Source organism: Noviherbaspirillum saxi (assembly GCF_003591035.1).
Classification (GTDB): domain Bacteria; phylum Pseudomonadota; class Gammaproteobacteria; order Burkholderiales; family Burkholderiaceae_D; genus Noviherbaspirillum; species Noviherbaspirillum saxi.
In genome coordinates this window covers 364258-386123 of record NZ_QYUO01000003.1, presented here as the reverse complement: position 1 = coordinate 386123, position 21866 = coordinate 364258, and the positions used below count along the sequence as shown (strand labels likewise).

Annotated in this window: 15 protein-coding genes and 1 pseudogene; 8 read left to right on the top strand and 8 right to left on the bottom strand. The window is 57.2% G+C overall.

The annotated features are described in order from the left end of the window. Window positions 1–68 precede the first annotated feature (68 nt). The 4 genes and pseudogenes from D3871_RS24915 to D3871_RS31450 all read right to left on the bottom strand — a co-directional run bounded on the left by D3871_RS24915 (window position 69) and on the right by D3871_RS31450 (window position 4223). Window positions 69–2540, bottom strand: coding sequence for a CHASE domain-containing protein (locus D3871_RS24915; RefSeq protein ID WP_158598048.1), 2472 nt, complete (start codon window positions 2538–2540; stop codon window positions 69–71). A gap of 342 nt (window positions 2541–2882) precedes the next feature. Further along, a pseudogene (locus tag D3871_RS24910) lies at window positions 2883–3293 on the bottom strand (molybdopterin cofactor-binding domain-containing protein); the annotation flags it as partial. Between the two features lie 19 nt (window positions 3294–3312). Then, window positions 3313–4008 carry an HD-GYP domain-containing protein gene (locus tag D3871_RS31095; RefSeq protein ID WP_233575809.1) on the bottom strand — a complete coding sequence of 232 codons (696 nt, stop codon included), beginning with the start codon at window positions 4006–4008 and terminating at the stop codon, window positions 3313–3315. A gap of 83 nt (window positions 4009–4091) precedes the next feature. Next, complete coding sequence (locus D3871_RS31450) at window positions 4092–4223, bottom strand: hypothetical protein (protein WP_274381782.1); 132 nt, start codon at window positions 4221–4223, stop codon at window positions 4092–4094. A 410-nt stretch (window positions 4224–4633) separates the two neighbouring features. Here D3871_RS31450 and D3871_RS24900 point away from each other — a divergent pair, with 410 nt between their 5' ends. The 6 genes from D3871_RS24900 (at window position 4634) to D3871_RS24875 (ending at window position 11998) form a co-directional block, all read left to right on the top strand. Continuing rightward, on the top strand, window positions 4634–6961 hold the full coding sequence (locus D3871_RS24900; protein ID WP_119771810.1) for an FdhF/YdeP family oxidoreductase: 2328 nt from the start codon (window positions 4634–4636) through the stop codon (window positions 6959–6961). A gap of 29 nt (window positions 6962–6990) precedes the next feature. After that, window positions 6991–7830 (top strand): formate dehydrogenase accessory sulfurtransferase FdhD, encoded by an 840-nt coding sequence (fdhD, locus tag D3871_RS24895; RefSeq protein ID WP_119771809.1) that lies wholly within the window; start codon window positions 6991–6993, stop codon window positions 7828–7830. Between the two features lie 568 nt (window positions 7831–8398). Then, window positions 8399–9475, top strand: a complete 1077-nt coding sequence (locus D3871_RS24890; protein WP_119771808.1) for an IS4 family transposase — start codon at window positions 8399–8401, stop codon at window positions 9473–9475. Between the two features lie 214 nt (window positions 9476–9689). Continuing rightward, the gene (locus D3871_RS24885; protein WP_119771807.1) at window positions 9690–11144 is read left to right on the top strand and encodes an aminotransferase-like domain-containing protein; all 1455 of its coding nucleotides are present in this window, start codon (window positions 9690–9692) and stop codon (window positions 11142–11144) included. Beyond that, the gene (locus D3871_RS24880; RefSeq protein ID WP_119771806.1) at window positions 11131–11391 is read left to right on the top strand and encodes an eS19 family ribosomal protein; all 261 of its coding nucleotides are present in this window, start codon (window positions 11131–11133) and stop codon (window positions 11389–11391) included. The genes D3871_RS24885 and D3871_RS24880 overlap by 14 nt, the downstream gene beginning before the upstream one ends. Before the next feature lie 166 nt (window positions 11392–11557). Continuing rightward, window positions 11558–11998: a hemerythrin domain-containing protein gene (locus D3871_RS24875; protein ID WP_233575808.1), complete on the top strand. Its 441-nt coding sequence runs from the start codon at window positions 11558–11560 to the stop codon at window positions 11996–11998. A 333-nt stretch (window positions 11999–12331) separates the two neighbouring features. On the opposite strand, the gene D3871_RS24870 is transcribed toward D3871_RS24875, so the two are convergent. The 4 genes from D3871_RS24870 to D3871_RS24855 form a co-directional block, all read right to left on the bottom strand. Further along, entirely contained in the window at window positions 12332–13951 is a 1620-nt protein-coding gene (locus D3871_RS24870; RefSeq protein ID WP_119772754.1) for a GMC family oxidoreductase, read from the bottom strand. Window positions 13952–13986: 35 nt separating this feature from the next. Further along, complete coding sequence (locus D3871_RS24865; RefSeq protein WP_119771804.1) at window positions 13987–14505, bottom strand: hypothetical protein; 519 nt, start codon at window positions 14503–14505, stop codon at window positions 13987–13989. Window positions 14506–14573: 68 nt separating this feature from the next. Beyond that, on the bottom strand, window positions 14574–15986 hold the full coding sequence (locus D3871_RS24860; protein ID WP_119772752.1) for a coniferyl aldehyde dehydrogenase: 1413 nt from the start codon (window positions 15984–15986) through the stop codon (window positions 14574–14576). A gap of 14 nt (window positions 15987–16000) precedes the next feature. Beyond that, on the bottom strand, window positions 16001–18250 hold the full coding sequence (locus D3871_RS24855) for a fatty acid desaturase (RefSeq protein ID WP_119771803.1): 2250 nt from the start codon (window positions 18248–18250) through the stop codon (window positions 16001–16003). A 142-nt stretch (window positions 18251–18392) separates the two neighbouring features. Between D3871_RS24855 and D3871_RS24850 the strand changes: the two genes are divergently transcribed. After that, complete coding sequence (locus D3871_RS24850; RefSeq protein ID WP_233575807.1) at window positions 18393–19436, top strand: AraC family transcriptional regulator; 1044 nt, start codon at window positions 18393–18395, stop codon at window positions 19434–19436. A gap of 360 nt (window positions 19437–19796) precedes the next feature. After that, entirely contained in the window at window positions 19797–21848 is a 2052-nt protein-coding gene (gene fusA / locus D3871_RS24845; RefSeq protein ID WP_119771801.1) for an elongation factor G, read from the top strand. The last annotated feature ends 18 nt before the right edge of the window (window positions 21849–21866 follow it).

Genomic DNA, 21866 nt, shown 5'->3' with positions numbered 1-21866 from the left:
ACGCGAATTCACAGGATTGGCACCTGTCTGGTCCGGCATGCAATCATGCTGATAAGACTTGCGCATCGTTACGCCCGTGCAGTCGTTCTTTGATCCAGGATCTGGCGTACCATGCGGGCCATCTGGTCCCGATGATAGGGTTTACTTAGTAAATGCACTCCCGGATCAAGCCGACCGCCATGAACGATGGCATTCTGCGTATAGCCTGACGTAAAGAGAACGGCGATCTGGGGAGCAATCCGTTTCGCCTGTTCGACCAATGCTGTGCTGCTTACAGGACCCGGCATGACGACATCGGTAAACAGTAAGTCTATGGCTGCGCCCCGGTTAAGGATGCCAAGCGCGCTTGCGCCATCATTCGCGGTGACCACGTGATAACCAAGTTCAAGCAGCATATCGCCGACCGAGGACTGGATATCGAGATCGTCTTCCACGAGCAGGATGGTTTCGTTTCCACCAATCACAACATCTTTGGGCGCCGGGCCGGATGTGTGCTGTTCCAGCTCATTCGAACTTGGCAAGTAAATTTTTACCGACGTACCTTGTCCGATCTCGCTATAGATTTTAATGTGGCCGCCGCTCTGCTTGACAAATCCATAGACCATGCTTAAGCCCAGGCCTGTGCCTTCCCCTACCGGTTTGGTCGTAAAGAAAGGTTCAAATGCCTGCGCCATCACGTCGGCGTTCATTCCCACGCCGGTATCCGAAATCGCGAGCAGTACATAGTGTCCAGGCAGTAGATCGGGAAAGGGCTCTACATCGTCATTGCCCATCTCGACATGATCGACTTCGATGGTCAGCGTTCCACGGCCGTTCATTGCGTCTCGCGCATTGATGACGAGGTTGAGAATAACGTTCTCCAGCTGATTGGGATCGACCAGCGTATTGCAACGGCTGTCGATCACCATCGTCTCGACCGTTATTTCCGCTCCCAATACCCGCCGCACCATGTCATCCATTGCGCCAAGTAGTGTGCAGACATTGACCACACGAGGCTGCAATGGCTGACGTCGTGCGAATGCCAGGAGCTGAGAGGACAAATTGGCGGCTTTATCGACGGCGCCCATTACATCGTGTAGCCGCTTCTCGTGCTGTTCCTTGGTACCACCGCCATACAATAGCATCTGGATGTTTCCTGAAATGATTTGCAGAACATTGTTGAAGTCATGTGCCACGCCGCCGGTGAGTTTGCCCACCGCTTCCATTTTTTGCGCCTGCTGCAGCGCTTGCCGGGTCTCATCCAAGGTTTTCTGTCGCTCGGCTTCGTGCGCTTCAGCCAGTTTGCGCTGGGTCAGGTCCCTGATAAAGGCATTGGCCGTGTAGCCGTTTTCACTCCTGACTGCAGCAATTGCCAACTCGATTGGAACAACTGTTCCGTTGCGATGCAGTGCGCTGACCTCGATGCGGCGATTGATAACCGGTCCCGTTCCGGTCTTGAGGAAGCGTTGAAAGCCGGCGTTATGCGCGTCTCGCTGGTCTTCGGGGATAATGGTTTTTGCAAGATTCCGACCGATAGCCTGGGCAGCAGTCCAGCCAAAGGTGCGCTCGGCTTGCCTGTTCCAGTCGGTAATGACGCCTTGCTCGTCAATAGCAATAAAAGCTTCGTGAGAATTCTCCAGGATGACTTTCATACGGTCTTGCTCAACCTCAAGCCGGTCATGCGATGCTTTTAGTTCCCGGGTCATGGTTTCGGCCAGATCGGTTGCCCGGGCTCGCCTCGTTGCCAGGCTCCACGCCAGTAGCGACAGCAGTGCTGCGACCACTACGCCGCTCAGAGCGATCAGTTCTGGCGCCGTTGTCGAAAGTCGGCGCTCCAAAGCAGGTGATGACTGTATCTCCAGGAGCCAGGGGCGACCTGCAATATGTATGGATTCAGTTACATGCATCAGAGCCGGCGTGGAGTTCGCCGAGGTGCAGCCGTACAGGCATGCTGCTTCCGACTTCACTGGTCCATCATAGATACGTATGGTCAGGTCGGAGGAGCGTTCACCGCCGAGGCCCTGCAAAAAGTCCGCGATACGGAATGGAGCATAGACCCAGCCTACAATACTGTTACGACGTTGCTCGACCGTATGAGTATCCATGCCGGCGCGATATACCGCGAGGTACATGAGAAAACCGGGCTGGATGCCTGTCCCGCTTTCCTGTACCAACGTGATCTTTCCCGATAATGCAGCCCTGCCGGAGTCGCGCGCCTGCGCCATGGCGGTTCGTCGCACAGGTTGACTGTACATATCGAATCCGAACGCACGTTGGTTACGCTCGTCAAACGGCTCAATCTGCGTAATGGACGTCAGAATGTCACGTTCGCCGGGAGGCCATACTGTGTAGTTGGGAAATCCTTCCTGACGAACTTCCGCGATGTGCGAGGTCAAGCGCGCATGAGGAATGATTTCGGATATGCCGATTCCTTGGATGCCTGGAAATTGCTCGGTCAGTTGCAGCGTATTGATATAGACATGAAACTCGTTCCGCGCTTTATGCGGCGCGCCTTGCAAGAAGGCCTTCGTGCCTCGCAGCACTTGCTCATAGGTACGCATTCTTTGCACGATTTGCGTGAGCGTGTCGCGTACCCGGAAATCGAATTCAGCCGCAAGATACTTGTCTGCGGAAACGCGTGCGTTTCTCCAGAGTTCATACGTTGCTGTTAATGCAAATAGTAAAGTTAAAAGGACGGCGATGAAAGGAATAGGCGATTTACGCATCTCTATGCAGAGGTATTTTTTAAAAGTCGTTTAGGCAATACTTAGTTTTCAACGCTGATGCGATTTCTACTCAGACGGGGCCGCGAGCAGGTTGGAATAGAGAAGCGTACGCATACGCATGTACGCAGAACACCGCAAACCCCAAGATCGGCTGGCCGAGTGGTTTTCAACAGCATGTTATAGCAATTGGTCAAATGTGATGGGCACACTCCTGATCCGCTTGCCGGTCGCAGGAAATACGGCATTGGCAATCGCCGCGCCAACGCCGGTGATGCCGATGTCACCGATTCCCTTCGCACCGAGCGGATTGACGTGCGGATCGTCTTCATCCGCTACCGACACGTCAATTGTGCCGATATCTGCATTGACTGGTAGACGGTATTCCGCAAGATTGCCATTGACGGCGCGCCCGGTCCGGGTACCCATGATCGTCTTTTCCATCAGCGCCAGACTGATGCCCCATACGATGCCGCCCATCAGCTGGCTATGTCCGGTCTTGCGGTTCATCAGTTTGTCGACGCCGTACACGCCAACGGCACGCGGTACCCGGATCTCGCCAAGGTCTTCAACGACATGCACTTCCACAAACTGATCGCGCTGAGAGCCTTCAGGGAATGCGTGGTAACCAATCAGCAGTTGACGGATCGTCGTGATGTTCCTCAAAAATTTCTTCGAAGTATTCTGCATCGCGAACAAATGCGGCAAGAACCGCCGGATCGAAATGCGCGGGACTTGTCCGGCCATCCCCTTCGGCAATCACGCGTACCGCTGCGGTGTGGGTCATCGAGTCTTTGTAAGAACGGCGCGATCGAAGCGCGTCATACACATCGCAAACGGCCATGATGCGGCCCGCCAGCGGGATCGCTTCGCCAGCTTGACCATCCGGATAGCCGCTGCCGTCCCAGCGCTCATGATGACGCAGGGCGATCTCGGCGCCCATCGCAACGAAAGGTGACCCGCTCTTCCCGAGGATCGTTGCTCCAATGATCGGATGACGTTGCATGACGGCGGCCTCTTCTGCAGTATGCGGACCAGGCTTGAGCAGGATTCCATCCGGGACGCCGATCTTGCCGATGTCGTGCATAGCGCTGGCGAAAAAGATGGTATCGACAAAGTTGGCATCCATGCCGAGAGCAGTCGCCAGGTGGGCACTGTAATGGCTGATCCGGTGAACGTGCGCTCCAGTCTCCTCGTCCTTGAAGAGTGATGCTCGCATGAGCGCGAAGATGGTTTCGAGATGACTGTCACGTAGAAGAGTCTTACACTCCTTCACCTGCAGTTCAAGCCACTGCGTATGATTCATATAGTCATTACATTTCAAAGGATATATTCCCATCTGGTTAATTGCGGCGCTGAGCGATCTCCGGTATCCCGTGCCTCCGCGATTCAGCCACCACGATTTGCGATATAAAAGCGCAGATCGATTACCGTTTCAACGGACTCCGGAACGAAGAGGATCTCCTCACCAGATCTGACGGCTTCACGAACACCCGCAAAGGACTTCAGAGCGAGTTTCATTGCGTAGTCCGTTGAAAGGGAGCCCGTGGCAAACGAGCGCAGGCAAGTCGCTTTCCGCTCAGCCCGGCCTTGGACACAAGTGCCGCGGGCGGGTGCAAAGAGCCATCAGGGAACAACCTGAGGAGGCTGGAGGGACCCACGCGCCACGGCAGGTCAACTGTAGGCTCAGACGAGGGTCGCGCAGCGTACAGTCCGCTGTACTGCTGGGGAATACAGTTCATACGCTCCCAGCCATGCCAGAACAACGGTCCATGCGGAAGACTGTACTCCTCGGTCATGCAGCCATCTGTATGTGCTTGAGCGGCCTCGCTGAACCTAATCTATCAGCGTTATATATACGCGTACGCCGCGTGCCGGGCTTCATCCCGAGGCAGGCCGGAGCCGATGCGATTTTCATAGGAACTTACGCCATGAATCCTCCGACGCCCGAGAAGGGCCACGTTGCACCTTATACCCGCCCCGCCGCCGGCTGGGGGGCACTGAAATACGTCGCCATCAATCTCATCAAAGAGAAAGTTGCCGCAGGCAAGTGCAAACTTCTGTTCAAGCAGAACCAGGCTGACGGCTTCGACTGTCCGGGTTGCGCATGGCCGGATCGGCAACATGCGTCGACCTTCGAGTTCTGCGAGAACGGCGTCAAAGCGGTAGCGGCAGAAGCGACCAGCAAGCGGGTCACGCCGGAATTCTTTGCAGAGCACACTGTCACGTCCCTGATGACGCAAACCGACTTCGAGCTGGAGCAACACGGTCGGTTGACGCATCCGATGGTCTACGATGGGACGACTGACAAGTATCATCCCATCGAGTGGGGCGAGGCGTTTGCGCTCATCGGGCGCCACCTCAAAACGCTTGACGATCCGAATCAAGCCAGCTTTTATACTTCAGGCCGGGCCAGCAACGAAGCTGCATTCCTCTATCAGTTGTTCGTGCGAGCATACGGGACAAATAACTTTCCGGATTGCTCGAACATGTGCCACGAGGCCACCAGCCGGGGCTTGCCGCTGACCGTCGGCGTCGGCAAGGCCACGGTCGTGCTTGACGATTTCGAGCACGCCGACACCATCCTGATCTTCGGGCACAACGCGGCAACCAATCACCCCCGAATGCTGGGCGAACTGCGCGAATGCGCCAGGCGCGGAGCGACGATTGTGTCCATCAATCCATTGCGTGAGCGTGGTCTGGAGCGCTTCACGAGCCCGCAGCACCCGGTCGAGATGCTGACCGCAAGCAGCACGAAAATCGCCTCGATGTTCGTGCAGCCGAAGCTGGGCGGCGACTTCGCATTGATCAAAGGTGTGGCGAAGCAGCTGCTCGAGCTGGATGACGCAGCGGTAATGCACGGCGAGGCCCGCCTGATCGACATTGATTTCGTGCGCGAGCATACCAACGGTTACGAGGACTTTGCGAATGACCTCCGCGCGGAGAGTTGGGCGGATATCGTCGGCGAGTCAGGGATCACGCGCGAAGATATCCACGCATTAACTGAGGTGTACGCGAAGGGGAAGCGGGTAATCGCGTGTTGGGGAATGGGCCTGACGCAGCACAAACACTCGGTGTCAACCGTGCAGCTGCTGTCCAATCTGATGATGATGCGCGGGAACATCGGCCGCGAAGGCGCCGGTCTGCTGCCGGTGCGGGGGCATTCCAATGTGCAGGGCGATCGCACGGTTGGCATCGAGGAAAGACCGGATGCGGAATTCCTCGATCGCCTGCAGGCAAGTTTCGGCTTTGAACCGCCGCGAGAACACGGTTATGACGTAGTCAACACGATTTCCGCCATGCTGGATGGCAAGGTCAAGATGTTTATCGGCCTGGGCGGGAACTTCTCCGTTGCGACACCCGATACCCCGCGCACATCTCAAGCGTTGCGCCAATGCGAGCTTACGGTGAATATAGCAACCAAGCTCAACCGCAGCCATCTCGTACACGGGAAGGAATCGTTGATTCTGCCTACGCTGGGCCGCACCGAAATTGACTTGCAGAATGGCGTGGCCCAGGGAGTCACGGTGGAAGATTCGGTATGCATGGTGCATATCTCCTATGGCATGAACGAGCCGGCGTCGCCGCACTTGCTCTCCGAGACTGCGATCGTTGCACGCATGGCTGCTGCCACGCTTGGATCGGAAAAGATCGATTGGCTATGGTATGCGCAGGACTATTCGCGCATTCGCGACGCCATCGAGAAGGTGCTGGACGGCTTTGACAACTATAACGAGCGCGTGTCGATCCCGGGCGGATTCCACTTGACACCCGCGTCACGCAAGCGTGTGTGGAAGACTGCATCGGGTAAGGCGGAGTTCCTGGTCAACCCTATCGACAAAGAGTCGCCCATCCGCCGCGCCCGTGAAAAATATGGCGACAAGCTGATGGTCATGATGACGATGCGCTCCCACGACCAGTACAACACCACGATCTACGGCCTGGACGACCGCTATCGTGGTGTATTCGGGCTGCGCCGGGTGGTCTTCATCAATGCGGCCGACCTGGCTCGGCTGGGCTTCACGGCAGGACAGCGGGTGGATATCACCAGTGTCTGGGGCGACGCCGTGGAACGTCATGTGGAGGATTTCCTGCTGGTCGAGTATGACATCCCGCAGGGCTGTCTCGGGGCATATTATCCCGAAACCAATCCGTTGGTTCCCCTTGAGAGCACTGGTGACGGTTGCGGAACGCCAACCTCCAAGTCGGTACCGGTGTTGCTGCGGCTGTCCACGGTGCAGCCGCCGGCTGCGGCCTGATGCTTCCAAAATATCTTAGTGAGGTTGACATGCTTTGCAGCGTTCCGGTAGAGCACACAGGTTATCAAGCGCGCAAGATCGTCCGGCACAAGGCCGGTGCCGAACAGATTACGACTGACAGCGTGGCCGAGGAAACGCCGGTTGCTCTTGTTTACAACGGCATCTCGCACGCCGTGATGATGGCTACTCCGCTGGATCTGGAGGAATTCGCAGTAGGCTTCACGCTGACTGAAGGCATCGTAAGTCACTCTTCCGAGATTTACGAGGTGGAAGTTTCCCTCCTCAAGAACAGTGCCGAAGTACAGTTGGAGATCAGCCAACGCGCCTTTGCGGCGATGAAGGAACGGCGGCGTGCTCTCGCGGGGAGGACGGGTTGCGGCGTATGCGGCATCGAGAGCATTGAGTTACTCGACCTTGTGCCCAGGCGAATGCCGGAACCCGTCGTCAGGCTGTCGCCATCGCGTGACATGATCGAGCGCGCGGCAGCCTCATTGCCGTCGCACCAACGGCTGATGCAGGCTACTGGGGGAGTTCATGCCGCCGCCTGGTGCAATGCCAGCGGAGAGGTCATGCACGTCTTCGAGGACGTCGGCCGGCACAACGGCCTTGACAAGCTCGTCGGCTACCTGATGATGCGCCGCGTATCCTTGGATAATGGCTTTGTTTTCTTGTCCAGCCGCGCCAGCTATGAGCTGGTGCGCAAGGCAGCCCGCATGAATATCCAGTTGCTGGCCACCATCTCGGCCCCGACGTCGCTTGCTATTCAGATCGCAGAACTGGCTGGCCTGCGCTTGCTCAGCTTTTGCCGCAAGGACGGGTACGTGGACTATACAAGCCTGGGGCAGGACAGTCCCGCGAACCCGCGCTAAGCAGGTCCGCAAAAGTTTTTTGACAGTATTGAGCCATCATGTCTCAAATTTTCGTCATTCCCGCGAAGGCGGGAATCCGTAGTGAGTTTGAAAAGCCACTGCATGTGCTCTCATTACCTCAGCATGGATTCCCGCCTTCGCGCTAACCTGTGCCCATATCTTTGCAACTTTTCCAACGGCTATTCTGTAGTTGGTGGTGAATCGACCGAGAGCAGGAGGCAACCATGGAGGAAACACTGGTGCTGGGCGATGAGTATTGCATCGGGGAATTCGGCGACAAGCGTCTTTGCAAAACCGGCAAGCTGCTTTACGGTCGAATGCTGGAACGGGGCACGGTCTGCATTCGCCATTTGGCCGACGACCGTGCCACGCAGAAGCGATTCGACCGCTTGCTGGAGCATCCCGACGTGACACCTCAGGAAATCATCCGCCATGGCAGCAGCAGGACTGCTGCCGCCGCAGCCGGCCGGCATGTGCTGGCCATTCAGGACACCAGCGAACTCGATTACACCGGTCACGGGCGGCGTACCGAAGGCTTGGGTAAGATCAGCAACAGCAAGGGGCGGGGCTGTTCATCCATCCGGTTCTGGCCATCGATGCCGACAATCGGGACTGTCTGGGCATCGCGCACCAACAGGCATGGGTACGCACCAAGACAGCGGCCCGCAATTATGACCTTCTGCCCATCGAAGAGAAGGAATCGTACCGCTGGCTGCAGGCGGCACAAGCTGCCAAGCAATGTCTGGAGCAGGCCGCCGAGGTGACCGTGATTGCCGACCGTGAGAGCGACCTCTATGAGCAATGGGACCGCATCCCGAATGGCCACACCCACCTGCTCACCCGGTCGCACTTTGACCGCAAGCTGGCCGAGGGTGGGAGCTTGTGCAGATGGCTCGCTGCCCAGTCGGCAGTGGCCTGTTTCGCATTGGAGGTGCCCGCGCGCGCAGCCGGCCGTCCATACAAAAGCACCGATGGCGCGCGTTCTGCTGCACGCACGGCCCATTGTGCCCACATGGAAGTGCGCTTTGGGCAGGTACGCATTACCCGGCCCCAGCACTGTCGGGCCCGGCAGCCAAGCATCGAGCTGTCGGTAGTGGACGTGCTGGAATTGACGCATACGGTGGTGCCAGGCGAGCAGCCGGTGCACTGGCGGTTGCTGAGTACGCATGCGGTCGCCGACGTACAAGACGCACTGCGGTTGGTGGACTGGTACCGGCAGCGCTGGCAAATCGAACAGCTGTTTCGCACGTTGAAGCGGCAGGGGCTTGGCCTGGAGGCCAGCCAGCTGGAAGACGCCGGCGCCCTGCTCAAGCTGGCCAGCATGGCCGTGCTGGTAGCCGCTCGCACACTGCAGTTGGTCAACGCACGGGACGGCCAGTCACAGCAACGCGCCAGCGATGCGTTTGACGGCGACGAGATCACGGTGCTGGAGCAGTTGCAAGGCAAGCTTGAAGGCAAGACGGACAAGCAGAAGAACCCGTATCCACGTCATGTTATGGCCTGGGCGGCCTGGACAATTGCACGCCTGGGTGGCTGGATGGGATATGCCAGCGAAGCCAAACCCGGCCCTGTCACTATGCTGCACGGATTACAGCGCTTCGACAGCATCGTGCAGGGCTGGAAACTTGCAAAGATGTGGGCATAGGTTAGCGCCTTCGCGGGAATGACGGGGAAAATTTGAGGAGGCTTGCAGACAATAGCCCGCAAGCGACGAAAAGCTGGTTCGCATATTGTCAAATAACTTTTAAGGACCTGCTTAGGACAGGCAACTGGCTTTGTGGGTGTTACGCTACTCTTTGCGGCGCAGGGCCATGATGTCCGCGCTCCAAGCATGAAAAGATTCGCAAGGGGGATGCGGCGTGAAATTGTATGAAAAATTGGCGGCAGACATCGCGGCACTGGTGCAGCAGGGCGTCTTGCTGCCGGGCGAGCGCATCCCCTCCGTGCGGCAAACCAGCCAGCATCACAGATTGAGCACCACCACGGTGGTCCGCGCCTACGTCCTGCTTGAGAGCCGCGGCGTTATCGAAAGCCGGCCGCAATCCGGATATTTTGTGCGCGCTCGGCCTGGCGAGTCCGCGATCGAGCTCCGCCCGTCCCGGCCGAGTCCGAAGCCATCGGCCGTCGATGTCAGTGCCTTGGTGCTGTCCACGTTGCGCTCGATCCGCTCAGGTGAGGCCATCCCGCTCGGCTCTCCCTATCCTGATTCGTCGCTGTTTCCGTGGCAGCGCATCAGCCAATATGCTGCCAACATCGCCCGGCGCTACGCCAATTGGAACGTGCTGGATGATCTGCCCCCAGGGAGTCCGGATCTGATTCGGCAGATCTCGCGCCGGTACCTCGAGAACGGCTATGCCATTGACCCGAACGAAGTGATTGTCACCATCGGAGCCACCGAGGCCATCAACCTATGCCTGCAGGCGGTGGCCAAGCCGGGCGATACCATCGCAGTAGAGTCACCGACTTACTATGCCATGCTGCATGCCATCGAGCGGCTCGGCATGCGCGTGATCGAAGTTGCGACTGACCCGGTGGAGGGCATCGATATCGACGCCTTGGCGCGCCTTATCGATGAAAAGGGAATCGCTGCTTGCATGGTGATGCCTAACTTCCAGAATCCGCTGGGCTTTCAGATGTCCGATGAAAAGAAGCGCAAGCTTGTAGCGCTACTGACGGAGAAAAATATCCCGGTCATCGAGAACGATGTCTACGGCGAACTCTATTACGGCGACGCCCATCCGAGCTCCCTCAAAGCATACGATACAGCCGGAATCGTCCTGCACTGCGCTTCATTCTCCAAGACACTGACAAACGCCTATCGGATCGGTTGGGCGTTGCCGGGTCGCTACCACGGGCAGGTGGAGCGACTAAAGTTTCTTAACACACTAACCACCGCAACAATCCCACAGCGGGCTATTGCGGAGTTCCTCAAGAACGATGGCTACGACTTTCACCTGAGACGGGTACGAAAGGCATACGCGCAGCAGGCCAACATCATGGTCGCTGCAGTGCGCCGCTTTTTCCCCAAGGGCACGACTACTTCGCGGCCAGCCGGCGGATATGTCCTCTGGGTGCAATTGCCGGAGGGGGTTGACGCCATGGAGCTATACCATGCGGCACTGGAACGCCGCATTACCGTTGCTCCTGGACATATGTTTGCGCCCGGGTTCACGTACGGGCATTGCATCCGACTGAACTATAGTGCGGACTGGTCGCCGGAGATTGAGGCCGCTGTGCAAACGCTGGGAAAGCTGGCGGAGTCTTTGCTCGCGCGCAGCCGGCGGGGCGCTAGGCAAGACGATGCAAGACCTTGAAATCGACCCATCCATCCCGGAAGTAATGCGGGTCCTGTGGGAGGCCCGCCACGACGCCCGCAGCACACCATGGTCACTCGCCAAGCTCACCAAGCGCGCAGGCCTGCCGATGAGTATACTGCGCCGCGCGCTGACGCAATTGCAGTCGATTGGATTGGTCGAAGTCCATCTTGTGGAGGAGGGCAGGGGCCACGTCAGCCTGACGGAAGCCGGCGCACAGCTTGCTACCAAGATCTTTAGTCTTTAGCAATGCAGCGGATTTCGGATTGGTGCCGGAAATGCTACGGTTTGAAACCCCGCACGGCGTTCGATATGACGAAGATCGTCCAAGGATGTTGTCTTGTGGCATAGTAGTACTATAGATTTCGCGCGATCAGCCACTGAGTAATCAGTGCAATCGCGACAGGAACAGTTTGAATAAAATCGACGAGAGAGGGGAGTTTATGAATGTTGAAAAATTCAAGAAGGATCACAACGAGATTCTGGCGCTCGTGGCCGAACTCAGGACAATAACCCAAGCAGGCATTGCGAAAAATGCAGATGCGATTGCCCAGCAAATCAGAACCATGAGCTCCGTGATCAAACTTCATCTTGCGGCTGAAGACCGTGTGCTTTATCCCGCACTTGCAAAATCACAGAACCCCGCTGTCGCAAAGGTCGGCGAACGGTTTCAGCAGGAGATGGGAGGCATCGCTGCTGCATACATGGAATTTGCAGGCAAGTGGACGATAGGATCAAAAGTGTCCAGTAATCCGGAGGGCTTCAAGGAAGAGGCAAACAATTTGTTCAAGGCCTTGCACGAACGGATACAAAAAGAGAACCAAGAGCTTTACCCCTTGGCAGATCAAATTTGAAAGGCCGGGTATGGTCACATAGCTGGCTGGCGGAAGGCGCTCCGTCTTTCCGCCTTACCGGACTGCGCAAGAATCAGTTCATGTCTCTCGTTGCGCCAAAGCGCGCTCGATCGGGCAGTCTGGAATAAGCCATATCAGCGCAACGAATACGTGATTGCCTGCGAAAGCCAATGGAGCCAGAACGATACAACGACGCCTGCGACATAGAGAAGCAGCGACGTCTTTCCTTTCCAGTCATTGCCCAGCGCCTGTTCGAGCAACAAACCGGGCCCCTCGGCGGCGATGATTCGCGACGAGGATTCCCACCGATGAGTGTTTCGCTGACTATGCGGATCACAGCACCGGCGCCGGCTTGCCAGTCAACTGCTGCGCCAGCATGCTGGCCAGACGACAGGTGATGCCGTAGATCGATAATTGCGGGTTGGCGCCGATAGACGTCGGGAATAGCGAGCCATCGTGCACGGAGAGGTTGCTCACGCCATGGTAGCGCCCCGTGGACGACACCACACCAAGCTTCGTGTCGTCGGACATGGTGCAGCCACCCATCACATGTGCGGAAACGACGCGCGTGAACAGCGGCTTGTATGGCAGCGCCTCGATCGCCTTTTTCGCGCTGGACCAACTGGTATAGCCATCCGCCAATTCGTGTACCGGATACACGATCTTTGCGCCGGCGGCGAACTGGATTTCCACCATCGTGAGTAGCGCGCGTCGGATACCGTCCCAAACAAAGTCGGTGATCGGGTAATCCAGTACCGGAGAACCGCCGTCACGCAGTTCCACCGTGCCGCCGACCGATTGTTCGTGAAAGCCATCGCGCAGCAACGCAATGATTGCATGCAGGTTCGCGAACCGCTTCATGAGGTGTGAGTGATGTTCACCGAAGCCACTGAGCGTGGCGGAGATCAGTAGCGGATGCAGCGGTGGCACCTCCAGTTTGTAGCCGATCGGCCCGTCGATCGCATCAGTGTTCAGGAAATGGTCGGAATAGATCGACTGCGGCGCACCGGCGAAACTGTCGACCTTGTGGTCGTAGAGTGCTGCCGACAGCACGACCGGGTGCAGGACGGTGCGCTTGCCAAGAATTCGGTGCGGGTCCGGCGCATTGGAGCGCAGGAGAAGGCCGGGCGAATTGATGGCACCGCCGGACACGACATAATGACGGGCACGCACAGTAATCGTCTTGCCGGACGGAGCAAGGCCGTCTGCGCTTATCGCCACGCACGACAGGCTGTCGACTCTGTCGCCCTTGAAGTTCAGCTTTTCAGCGCGGGTGCGTGTAAGCAGGACCGCTCCGCGCGACAGTGCCGCGGGGATCGTGGTCACCAGCATCGATTGCTTGGCATTGGTCGGACAACCCATGCCACAGTAGCCAAGGTTCCAGCACCCGTTCACATTGCGAGGAATGACGGCAGTAGAAATTCCCAGTTTTTCTGCACCACGTCGCAACAGGTCGTTGTTTTCGTTCGGCGCGGCAGCCCAGGGGGTGACATGCAAGCGCCGCTCCATTTGGTCGAACCACGGCGCTAACGCCTGAGGAGCATAATCCTGAAGGCCAAAGTTCTTTTGCCAGTAGTGCAGGGTGTCCTCCGGTGTACGAAAGCTTGAGGTCCAGTTGACCGTCGTCGACCCGCCGACGCTGCGTCCCTGCATGATGTTGATCGCCTTGTCCTTGGTCTTGCGCGCAGCCGACTCCTGGTACAGCTCCGGGTAGGCTTGCGCTTCGCGCATCTTGAAGTCCTTCGACGACTTTAACGGTCCCTCCTCGATCAGAAGAATCTTCAAGCCTGCCATGCTGAGGATTTCCGCGGTCACGCCGCCACCGGCACCGGTGCCGATGATCGCGACATCCACTTCGAATTGACGGTTGGCGTCGAGTGCGGACGCATCGATGACATTCCAGCCGGAGGCAAGACCGGCCTGGATCGGATCGGGAATGGGGTTCGTGTTCATGATTGTCGTTGTCATCGTCGTTGTCATTGTTTTTCTCAGCTGAGTTCCTTGATCGGGCCGGGGTAACCAATGGATGCCCATGTCGATTCGTCGGCATACCAGGGGCCAACGACGAGGTCATGCAGCGCGTGATATGCGGTTTGCAACATGCCGATGCGGTGCAGTCGCCAGCTTTGCAGAAAAGCGGCGATCTCTTCCTGCTTCGCAATACGCCAGTCATCAGGCAGGCCTGCCAGGAAGCGGCGGGTGGGTGCCAGCGTGAGCAACGCGAACAGATCCTGGATTTCCTTTTGCACCTTCAGGGGTAATTGCTGGATCGCCCCCTCAATGCGCTCGATCACGGCCTGCACGTCGTCTGATCCCGGATGAAGCGCACCCGTGAGGATCACCGGAGCGACCGCTGCCAGAACGTTGCGCGTGCGCTCATCGAGAACAAAACGACGTGGCGTCTCGGGGTCTCGAACAAGGCGGTAAATGCTGCCTGCCGTAGCGAGCGCCAATCCGCCGACAACACCGACCTTCAGGAAGGATCGGCGAGAAAGAGCTTTTGACATATGTCTCCTTATGTTTTTCGGATTTCCGGTCTTTTTATCAGCCGGTCTTGTTGGCATGCGTCGGCGGGTTATGGGAGCATCAGTCGCATCATCTGCTTGAAGCGCTTGCCATATGGGGGCTGGATCAGCCACATGCCGTTCAGGCGCGATTGGTAGACGACCGGCTTGAGTTTTGAAAACGTGTCGAAGCCGTCCTTTCCATGGTATGCCCCCATGCCGCTGTCGCCGGCTCCACCAAACGGAAGGTCGTCCTGTGCAATGTGCAGCAACGTATCGTTGACCGTTACGCCGCCGGCTACGGTCTGCGTGATCATGCGATCAATGCTGCCGCGATCGCGATCGAACATGTAGAGCGCCAGCGGGCGCGGCCGTGTGTTGATGTAATGGACTGCTTCATCGAGCGAGGCATAACTCAATACCGGCAGAATCGGCCCAAAGATTTCTTCCTGCATGACTGCCATGTTGTCGGCGACGCCCGTTATCAGCACCGGAGGCAAGCAGCGCCCGCTCGGAGGTTCGCTGCTTGCCGCCAGCGGATGAACCGTAGCGCCGGCTTGAGCGGCGTCATCGATAAGCGACAACAGACGATTGCGGTGCCGCTCGGTAATGATGCTCGCGTAGTCCTGGAATTGCCGGCTGGGCGGATACAGCTTGTCAAAGACTCTTCGCGCGGTTTCAATGAATCTTGCTTCTTTACCTTTGGGCAGCAGCACATAGTCAGGCGCGATACAGGTCTGTCCCGCATTGAACAGCTTGCCACGCAAAATGGACGTTACAGCTGCATCGAAATCAGCGTTGGTGCCGATGACAGCCGGGGATTTCCCACCGAGCTCCAGCGTAACTGGCGTCAAGTTCGCACTGGCCGCACGCATTACGTCTCGTCCGATGCGGGTTGAACCAGTAAACAGCAGGTGATCAAACGGCAGGCTGCTGAAGGCGCGTGCGACATCCGCATCGCCATTGAGGACGGTAGCTTCGGCCGGATCAAAATGTGCGCGGATAAGCTCCGCAAAAAGCGCGGCGAATTCAGGCGTTAGCTCGGACAGTTTCACCATCGCCCGATTTCCCGCTGCCAGCGCACATGTTAGCGGCCCCACGGCCAGGAACAACGGATAGTTCCATGGAACGATGATGCCGATCACACCCAATGGCTGGGGGAGCAGTACCGACCGTGCAGGCTTGAACCACAAACCGGTTTGACGCCGGCGCGGCTTCATCCATTTCTTCCCGTGGCGCAGCGCGTGGTCGATGCCGCCTATCGACGGGAATATCTCCAGCAGATCGGTTTCGGCCTGCGGCCGATGGGAGAAGTCACGATGAATGGCTGCGGCAATGCTTGCACGGCTTTCCTTGACCAATGCACGAAGACGGCGAAGGCGATCGGCTCTTACCTCCCACGTCGGCAGCGGCTCTTGTCGCTGGGCGTCGCGCTGCCTGGTCAGTGCGTCAGTCAACTCCTCCTGTGCCCTGTCTTCTCGCATACGAAACATGTTCGTCATTTGATTACCCGCTGAAAGGCCGGGATGTCGCTTCGGGCATTGGCACGGGCGACCAACTGGCGCTCTTCGGCGTTGGCAAAGTCGCGGTCCCAGGCGAGTACTTTCGGCGTCATCAACTTGTGCCAGAGCGGTGGAATCATCGCGACGACGATGGTTGTCAGGTAACCGCCGATCATTATTGGCGCGTCGGGAAACGGCTTGAGATCCTGATAGGGAACCTCGCCTTGCGCGTGGTGATGGGAATGCCGCGTCAGGTTGAACATGGTCCAGGAGCTGATGCGTTTGTTCGTGTTCCAGGAGTGGCGCGGCTGCACGGGCACTTGCGGGTTACGCACCATTCCATAGTGTTCCATATAGTTCACGATCTCCAGAAGGCTTTTTCCCCACAGGCCGAACAGCGTAAAGTACACCGCTGCCTGCCATCCGCCGGCTGCCCAGGCAGCGACGACCAGCAGCAGGCTCATCAGGTGCCCTCTGATGACCGCATTACGCCAGGAGAACAATCGCAAGCCTTTACGCGCCAGACGCTTTTGTTCAATGTTCCACGCACTGATATTGCCCTTGACGGTAGAGGCGACGACATGGTGGTACACGTTTCGTCCGCGCGGGGCAGTCGCAGGATCTTCCTCGGTAGAGACGTAACGGTGGTGGCCATACACATGCTCGATGGAGAAGACGGTGTCAAAGCTGAATGCCAACAAGCAGCGCCCAATCAACATCGACACGGGATCCCAGGTGCGGTGTGTCAATTCGTGTGCGGGTATGGTGCCGACCATTCCGATCATCAGCCCTGTAAGGAAGGTCAAGGACACGTGCGCGCCAAAAGACGTTGCGTCGCGAGCGGCAATGACGTCATAGCCGGTGAGATGCGCAATCCAGTTCCCAAAGCCGAATGGATCGCCTGGACTGACGTGCCATACCGCCGCAAAAACGATCAATGCCAGCAGCGGCAAGGCCAGCCATAGTTGCGCGGTCAAGATGCCAGGGTGCCGGAACTGCGGCGTGGAGGTGTCATCACCGAGCACCGCGTCTCCCAGCAGATAAATCGCAAGGATGGCCGCCAGCCCTGCGGTAATAAAAGACCCGCCTGCGAGTGTCGCTGCCAGTGCGATCAGTCCAATGGCATGGAACAGGAAGTACTTCAGGTAATGCAGTACGCCTGCACTCGTAGAAGCGTGTTGAAGGACTCGCGCGGAAGAAGCCTTTGCTACCTTTGCTACAGCGGCGGGGGCATCGTGCCGAGTGAGAAAACGATCCGCATGAATGTGCTCGCGTGCGATGCCGTGTTCTTCAAGCAGCGCAATGCCGCGATCGATCATGGGCGGCGGACCGCAGAGGTATGCATGAGAACCGGCTTCCAGCAACTCTGGAATCTTGTCGACAACCAGGCCGCGTTCGCCTGCCCACGTCGACTCTGCAGGAGTATCGGAAAGCACTGGAACAAACCGAAACGTCCCCCGCCATTGACTTGCGATGCGATTGATTTCCTCGAGCGCGTAAAGGTCCTTTTCCTCGCGTGCGCCAAAAAGCAAAATGACGGATCGCGATACGCCGTTCGCTGCCGCCTCCTGAAGCAATGCCAGCACTGGCGCGAGGCCGCTTCCCCCCGCCACCAGCAATAACGGGGCTTCCCCAGGACGTAACCAAAAATCTCCCGAAGGACCATCCAGAAGCACGGACTGGCCGATAACCTTACTGTCGTTAATCAGGGAAGAAAACTCACCTCCCGCGACCTTGCGGACAAAAAAGCTGACCTGACCGTCGGAGCGAGTGGGGGCGGCAAAAGAGTAACTTCGGCTGATGCCAGGCAAAGAGGCAATACCAATATCGGCAAATTGACCTGCCCTGTATTGAAGGGGAGCGTCCAGTTGCACACGCAGGCGGGTAATATCGTGCGTCAGCTTTTCCTGACCAATGACACGTCCGCTCGTCTTGCGATGCGACGCGGGACGAAGAAGCTCAACATCGATGCTGACATCAGTTTGCGGCACGCTTTGGCATGCCAGGATATAGCCCTCCCTGACTTCTTCATCGGAAAGGATATAGCCCGACTCGGTCAGTTCCTTGACCTTGCCGCGGACAAGCTTGCATTTGCAGGTGGCACATCCTCCTACACGGCAACTATTAGGAAAGGGAATTCCTTCGCGTAGCGCCGCCTGCAACAAGGTCTCCTTTGGGTTGACTGTGACTGGCCGCAGGTTGATATGTGCGGTTGTCGCCTTTCTACGAGAGAGAAGTGCCAACATATGATCTCCTGTATCGAATAGATGAAATTTTTGTTTTTTTGTGAGAGCTCGAGTTTGCAGAGCGGATCAAATCTCAAACAGAGCCGCAGTTGACATTCATGGGTCATTTATTGACAATCAGCGCGCCACTCATGATTCCTTATTGCAAGCAACAGCGTACAAATATCAAATGCACAACTCGGATTTCACAGTGCCGGTGTACTACTTGCGCCAAGTTGCAGATCAGATCCGAGATATGGGCGGTGATATGCAGCGCTGGCTGGAAGGGAATCAAGTCCGTGAAACGCAACTGGATGATGCGCAGTTGCGCCTTCCTTACGCGACTTTCCGGAAGCTGATATTAGATGCCATGGCAATGACGCAGGAACCGGCATTCGGGCTGCTGGTGGGAGAACGGCTTCTGGTGAATGCGCACGGCATTCTCGGCTATGCGGCCATCAGCAGCGGTACGGTACGTCAAACAGTCGAATTGTTTGAGCGTTATGTCGCTGTGCGTACGCCGCTAGTCTCTATTTGCCACGAGGTCGACGGTACGCAATTTCGGGTTAAATTCGAGGAGCCACATCCCTTGGGGGATATCCGTCGCCCTGTACTTGAAGCCGTGGTGCTCACTATTAAAAACGTGCTGGATTACGTGACCATGGGGGCGTGCCGGGTTAGCGAGGTGGCATTCCCGTTCGAGAGAACCAGTTATGCTGCATTGGCGGCAGATGTTTTCAAATCCGATGTGCGCTTCAGCCAGCCCTGGACCGGTTTCTCGGTGCCATTGGAGATGGTTGACTTGCCGCTGAAAATGGCTGATTCGACGACGTTCAAAGAGGCAGCATCTATCTGTCAGCGAGAGCTCGACAAGTTGGCGAAGAACGATACGTTGGGTGCGAAGGTGCAGAGAGTCATGCTGGAAAAAAAGAACGGTTTCCCTTCGCTCAGCGTTGTCGCCCGTTTGTTCCATTTGACGCCGCGCACCTTGCATCGCCGTCTGTTAGAGGAGGGCACGTCCTTCAAAGACATTCTTGAAGAGGTACGGCATACGATAGCAGTCGGGCATTTGAAATCGGACCATCTGACTATACAAGAAATTGCCTACTTATTAGGTTATTCCGATCTGGCCAACTTCCGGCGAGCATTCAAGCGCTGGGAGGGAACTTCCCCCTCTGTGTACCGTAGCTGCCATGCAGCGCGTTGACCTGTAAGCACCAGTAAGCGGCCACCGCGGCTACTTACTATCAACGCTGTCCTTCCGAAAAAGAGAAGAGTCCACCAAATGGTTAGCCCTTCATTCTTCTGCCTCGATATCCTTGCTGTAGGTCAATTGCCCTAACCAGCGATCGCCAGTTGCTAACTCTTGGCGGCCTACGACAGAATTTTGCTCTGGCACATTTTCCTCGTTTAATTTTGGCTGAGCCGCATAGGGCAATTTCGCTTTTTAAGGTTTTTCGCTACAGCATTGGCGTCGGTTTTCTCCTTTGCCGTTCCCGATTCCCGAACCATAATAGATGAAGTCCGGTTCAGCGGCACGAAAGTCATTCACAGGAGGATTCTGCTTATGCCTTACCGCACAGAAGAAATACGTAATATTGCCCTGGTCGGGCATAGTGGCAGTGGCAAGACGGCACTGTCGGAAGCATTGCTGCATGCATCAGGAATGATTGCCTCTCAGGGAAGCGTGGAACGTGGAAGCACCGTGTCCGATTACGACCCGCTCGAGCGCACATACCAGCATTCACTGTACTCTTCCCTGCTCCATATCGATCATCGCGATACGCGCATTTATCTGGCGGATACGCCGGGCTATCCGGATTTCATCGGACAGGCGATCAGCGCGCTGCCTGCCGCCGATACTGCGGCAGTGGTCATCGACGCCCAAAACGGCATCGAAATGATTACCCTGCGCATGATGGAGCTGGCTCGGGAACGCGCAATGTGCAGGTTGATCATCGTCAACAAGATCGATGCGCCTGATATCGACTTGCCGGGGCTGGTCAAAGGTATTCAGGAAGTGTTCGGCAAGGAATGTCTCCCGATCAATTTGCCGGCCGCTGGTGGCAGCGAGGTGATCGACTGCTTCTTTAATCCGGATGGCGACGCCGACTTTTCCAGTGTGGCATTGGTGCATAGGGCCCTGATCGACCAGGTAGTGGAGGTCGATCCCGCATTCATGGAGACTTATCTCGAACAGGGCGACATTGCGCCGGAGGTACTGCATGCCCCTTTTGAACAAGCCTTGCGGGAAGGGCACCTGATCCCGATCTGCTTTGTCTCCGCACGCAACGGCGCAGGCATTGCGCAATTGCTCGATATCTTCATCAGGCTGATGCCAAACCCGACGGAAGGCAATCCGCCGCTCTTCTACCAGGAAGAACCCGATGCGGCGCACAAGCATACGACCATCAAGGCAGTGCAAGATCCGGCGCGCCATGTCCTGGCGCATGTGTTCAAGACCGTAATGGACCCGTATGTCGGCAAACTGAGTGTATTCCGCATCCATCAAGGAACGGTCCGGCGCGACGGCACGCTCTATATCGGCGATATCCGCAAACCCTTTCGTGTTGCCCATCTTTATCGCTTGCAAGGCAAGGAACAGATTGAAATCGCGGAAGGCGTGCCGGGTGATATCTGCGCGGTAACCAGAATCGAGGATATCTCCTACGATTCCATATTGCATGATGCCGCAGAGGATGCACACATCCATCTTGAACCGCCTCCTCTTCCTCAGCCCATCTATGGCTTGTCCATCGAGGCGTGCAAGCGCGGCGACGAGCAGCGCCTGTGGGACATTCTGCAAAAGCTGTGCGCCGAAGATCCGTGCCTGCGTGTGGACAGGTTGATGAGCACCGGCGAAACTGTCATGTCCGGTTTGGGCGAACTCCATTTGCGCAGCGTGCTTGATCGTCTGACCGAAATTTACAAGACCGAAGTCGACACCCATCCGCCCAAGATCGCCTATCGCGAGACGATTGCCGCGGGCGGCGAGGGACATTACCGCCACAAAAAACAAAGCGGCGGCGCCGGGCAATTCGGAGAAGTGTTTCTGAAAGTTGAATCCCTGCCGCGTAGCGCGGGTTTCGAGTTTGTCGATGCGGTCAAGGGGGGCGTGATCCCCCGCCAATTTCTTCCTGCCGTTGAAAAAGGCGTGCTGCAGGCGATGGAAAGCGGACCGGTTGCGGGCTTTCCGATGCAGGATGTACGGGTCACGGTGCACGATGGAAAGAGTCACCCCGTCGATTCGAAAGACATCGCTTTCATGGTGGCCGGGCGCAAGGCTTTTCGGGATGCGGTGCTGAAGGCGCGTCCATTGCTACTGGAACCGATCGTGAACATCGAAGTATCGGTGCCGGAAGAAAAGATGGGCGACGTGACATCCGATTTGTCGGCGCGGCGCGGACAGATCAGTGGCATGCGCAAGGGCCATGGCGACGCGACGATCGTCAGCGGCCAGATTCCGCTGTCCGAACTCAACGGTTACCAGTCGCAGCTGCATTCCAGTACCGCCGGACGCGGCAGTTATACCGTCAGCTTCAGTCACTACGACCCTGTACCGCCTGGCATGCAGCAGCGCATGGCCAGCCAGCATAAAGAGGTGCCGGATGAGGCGTGACTGCGCTATGACTCAACA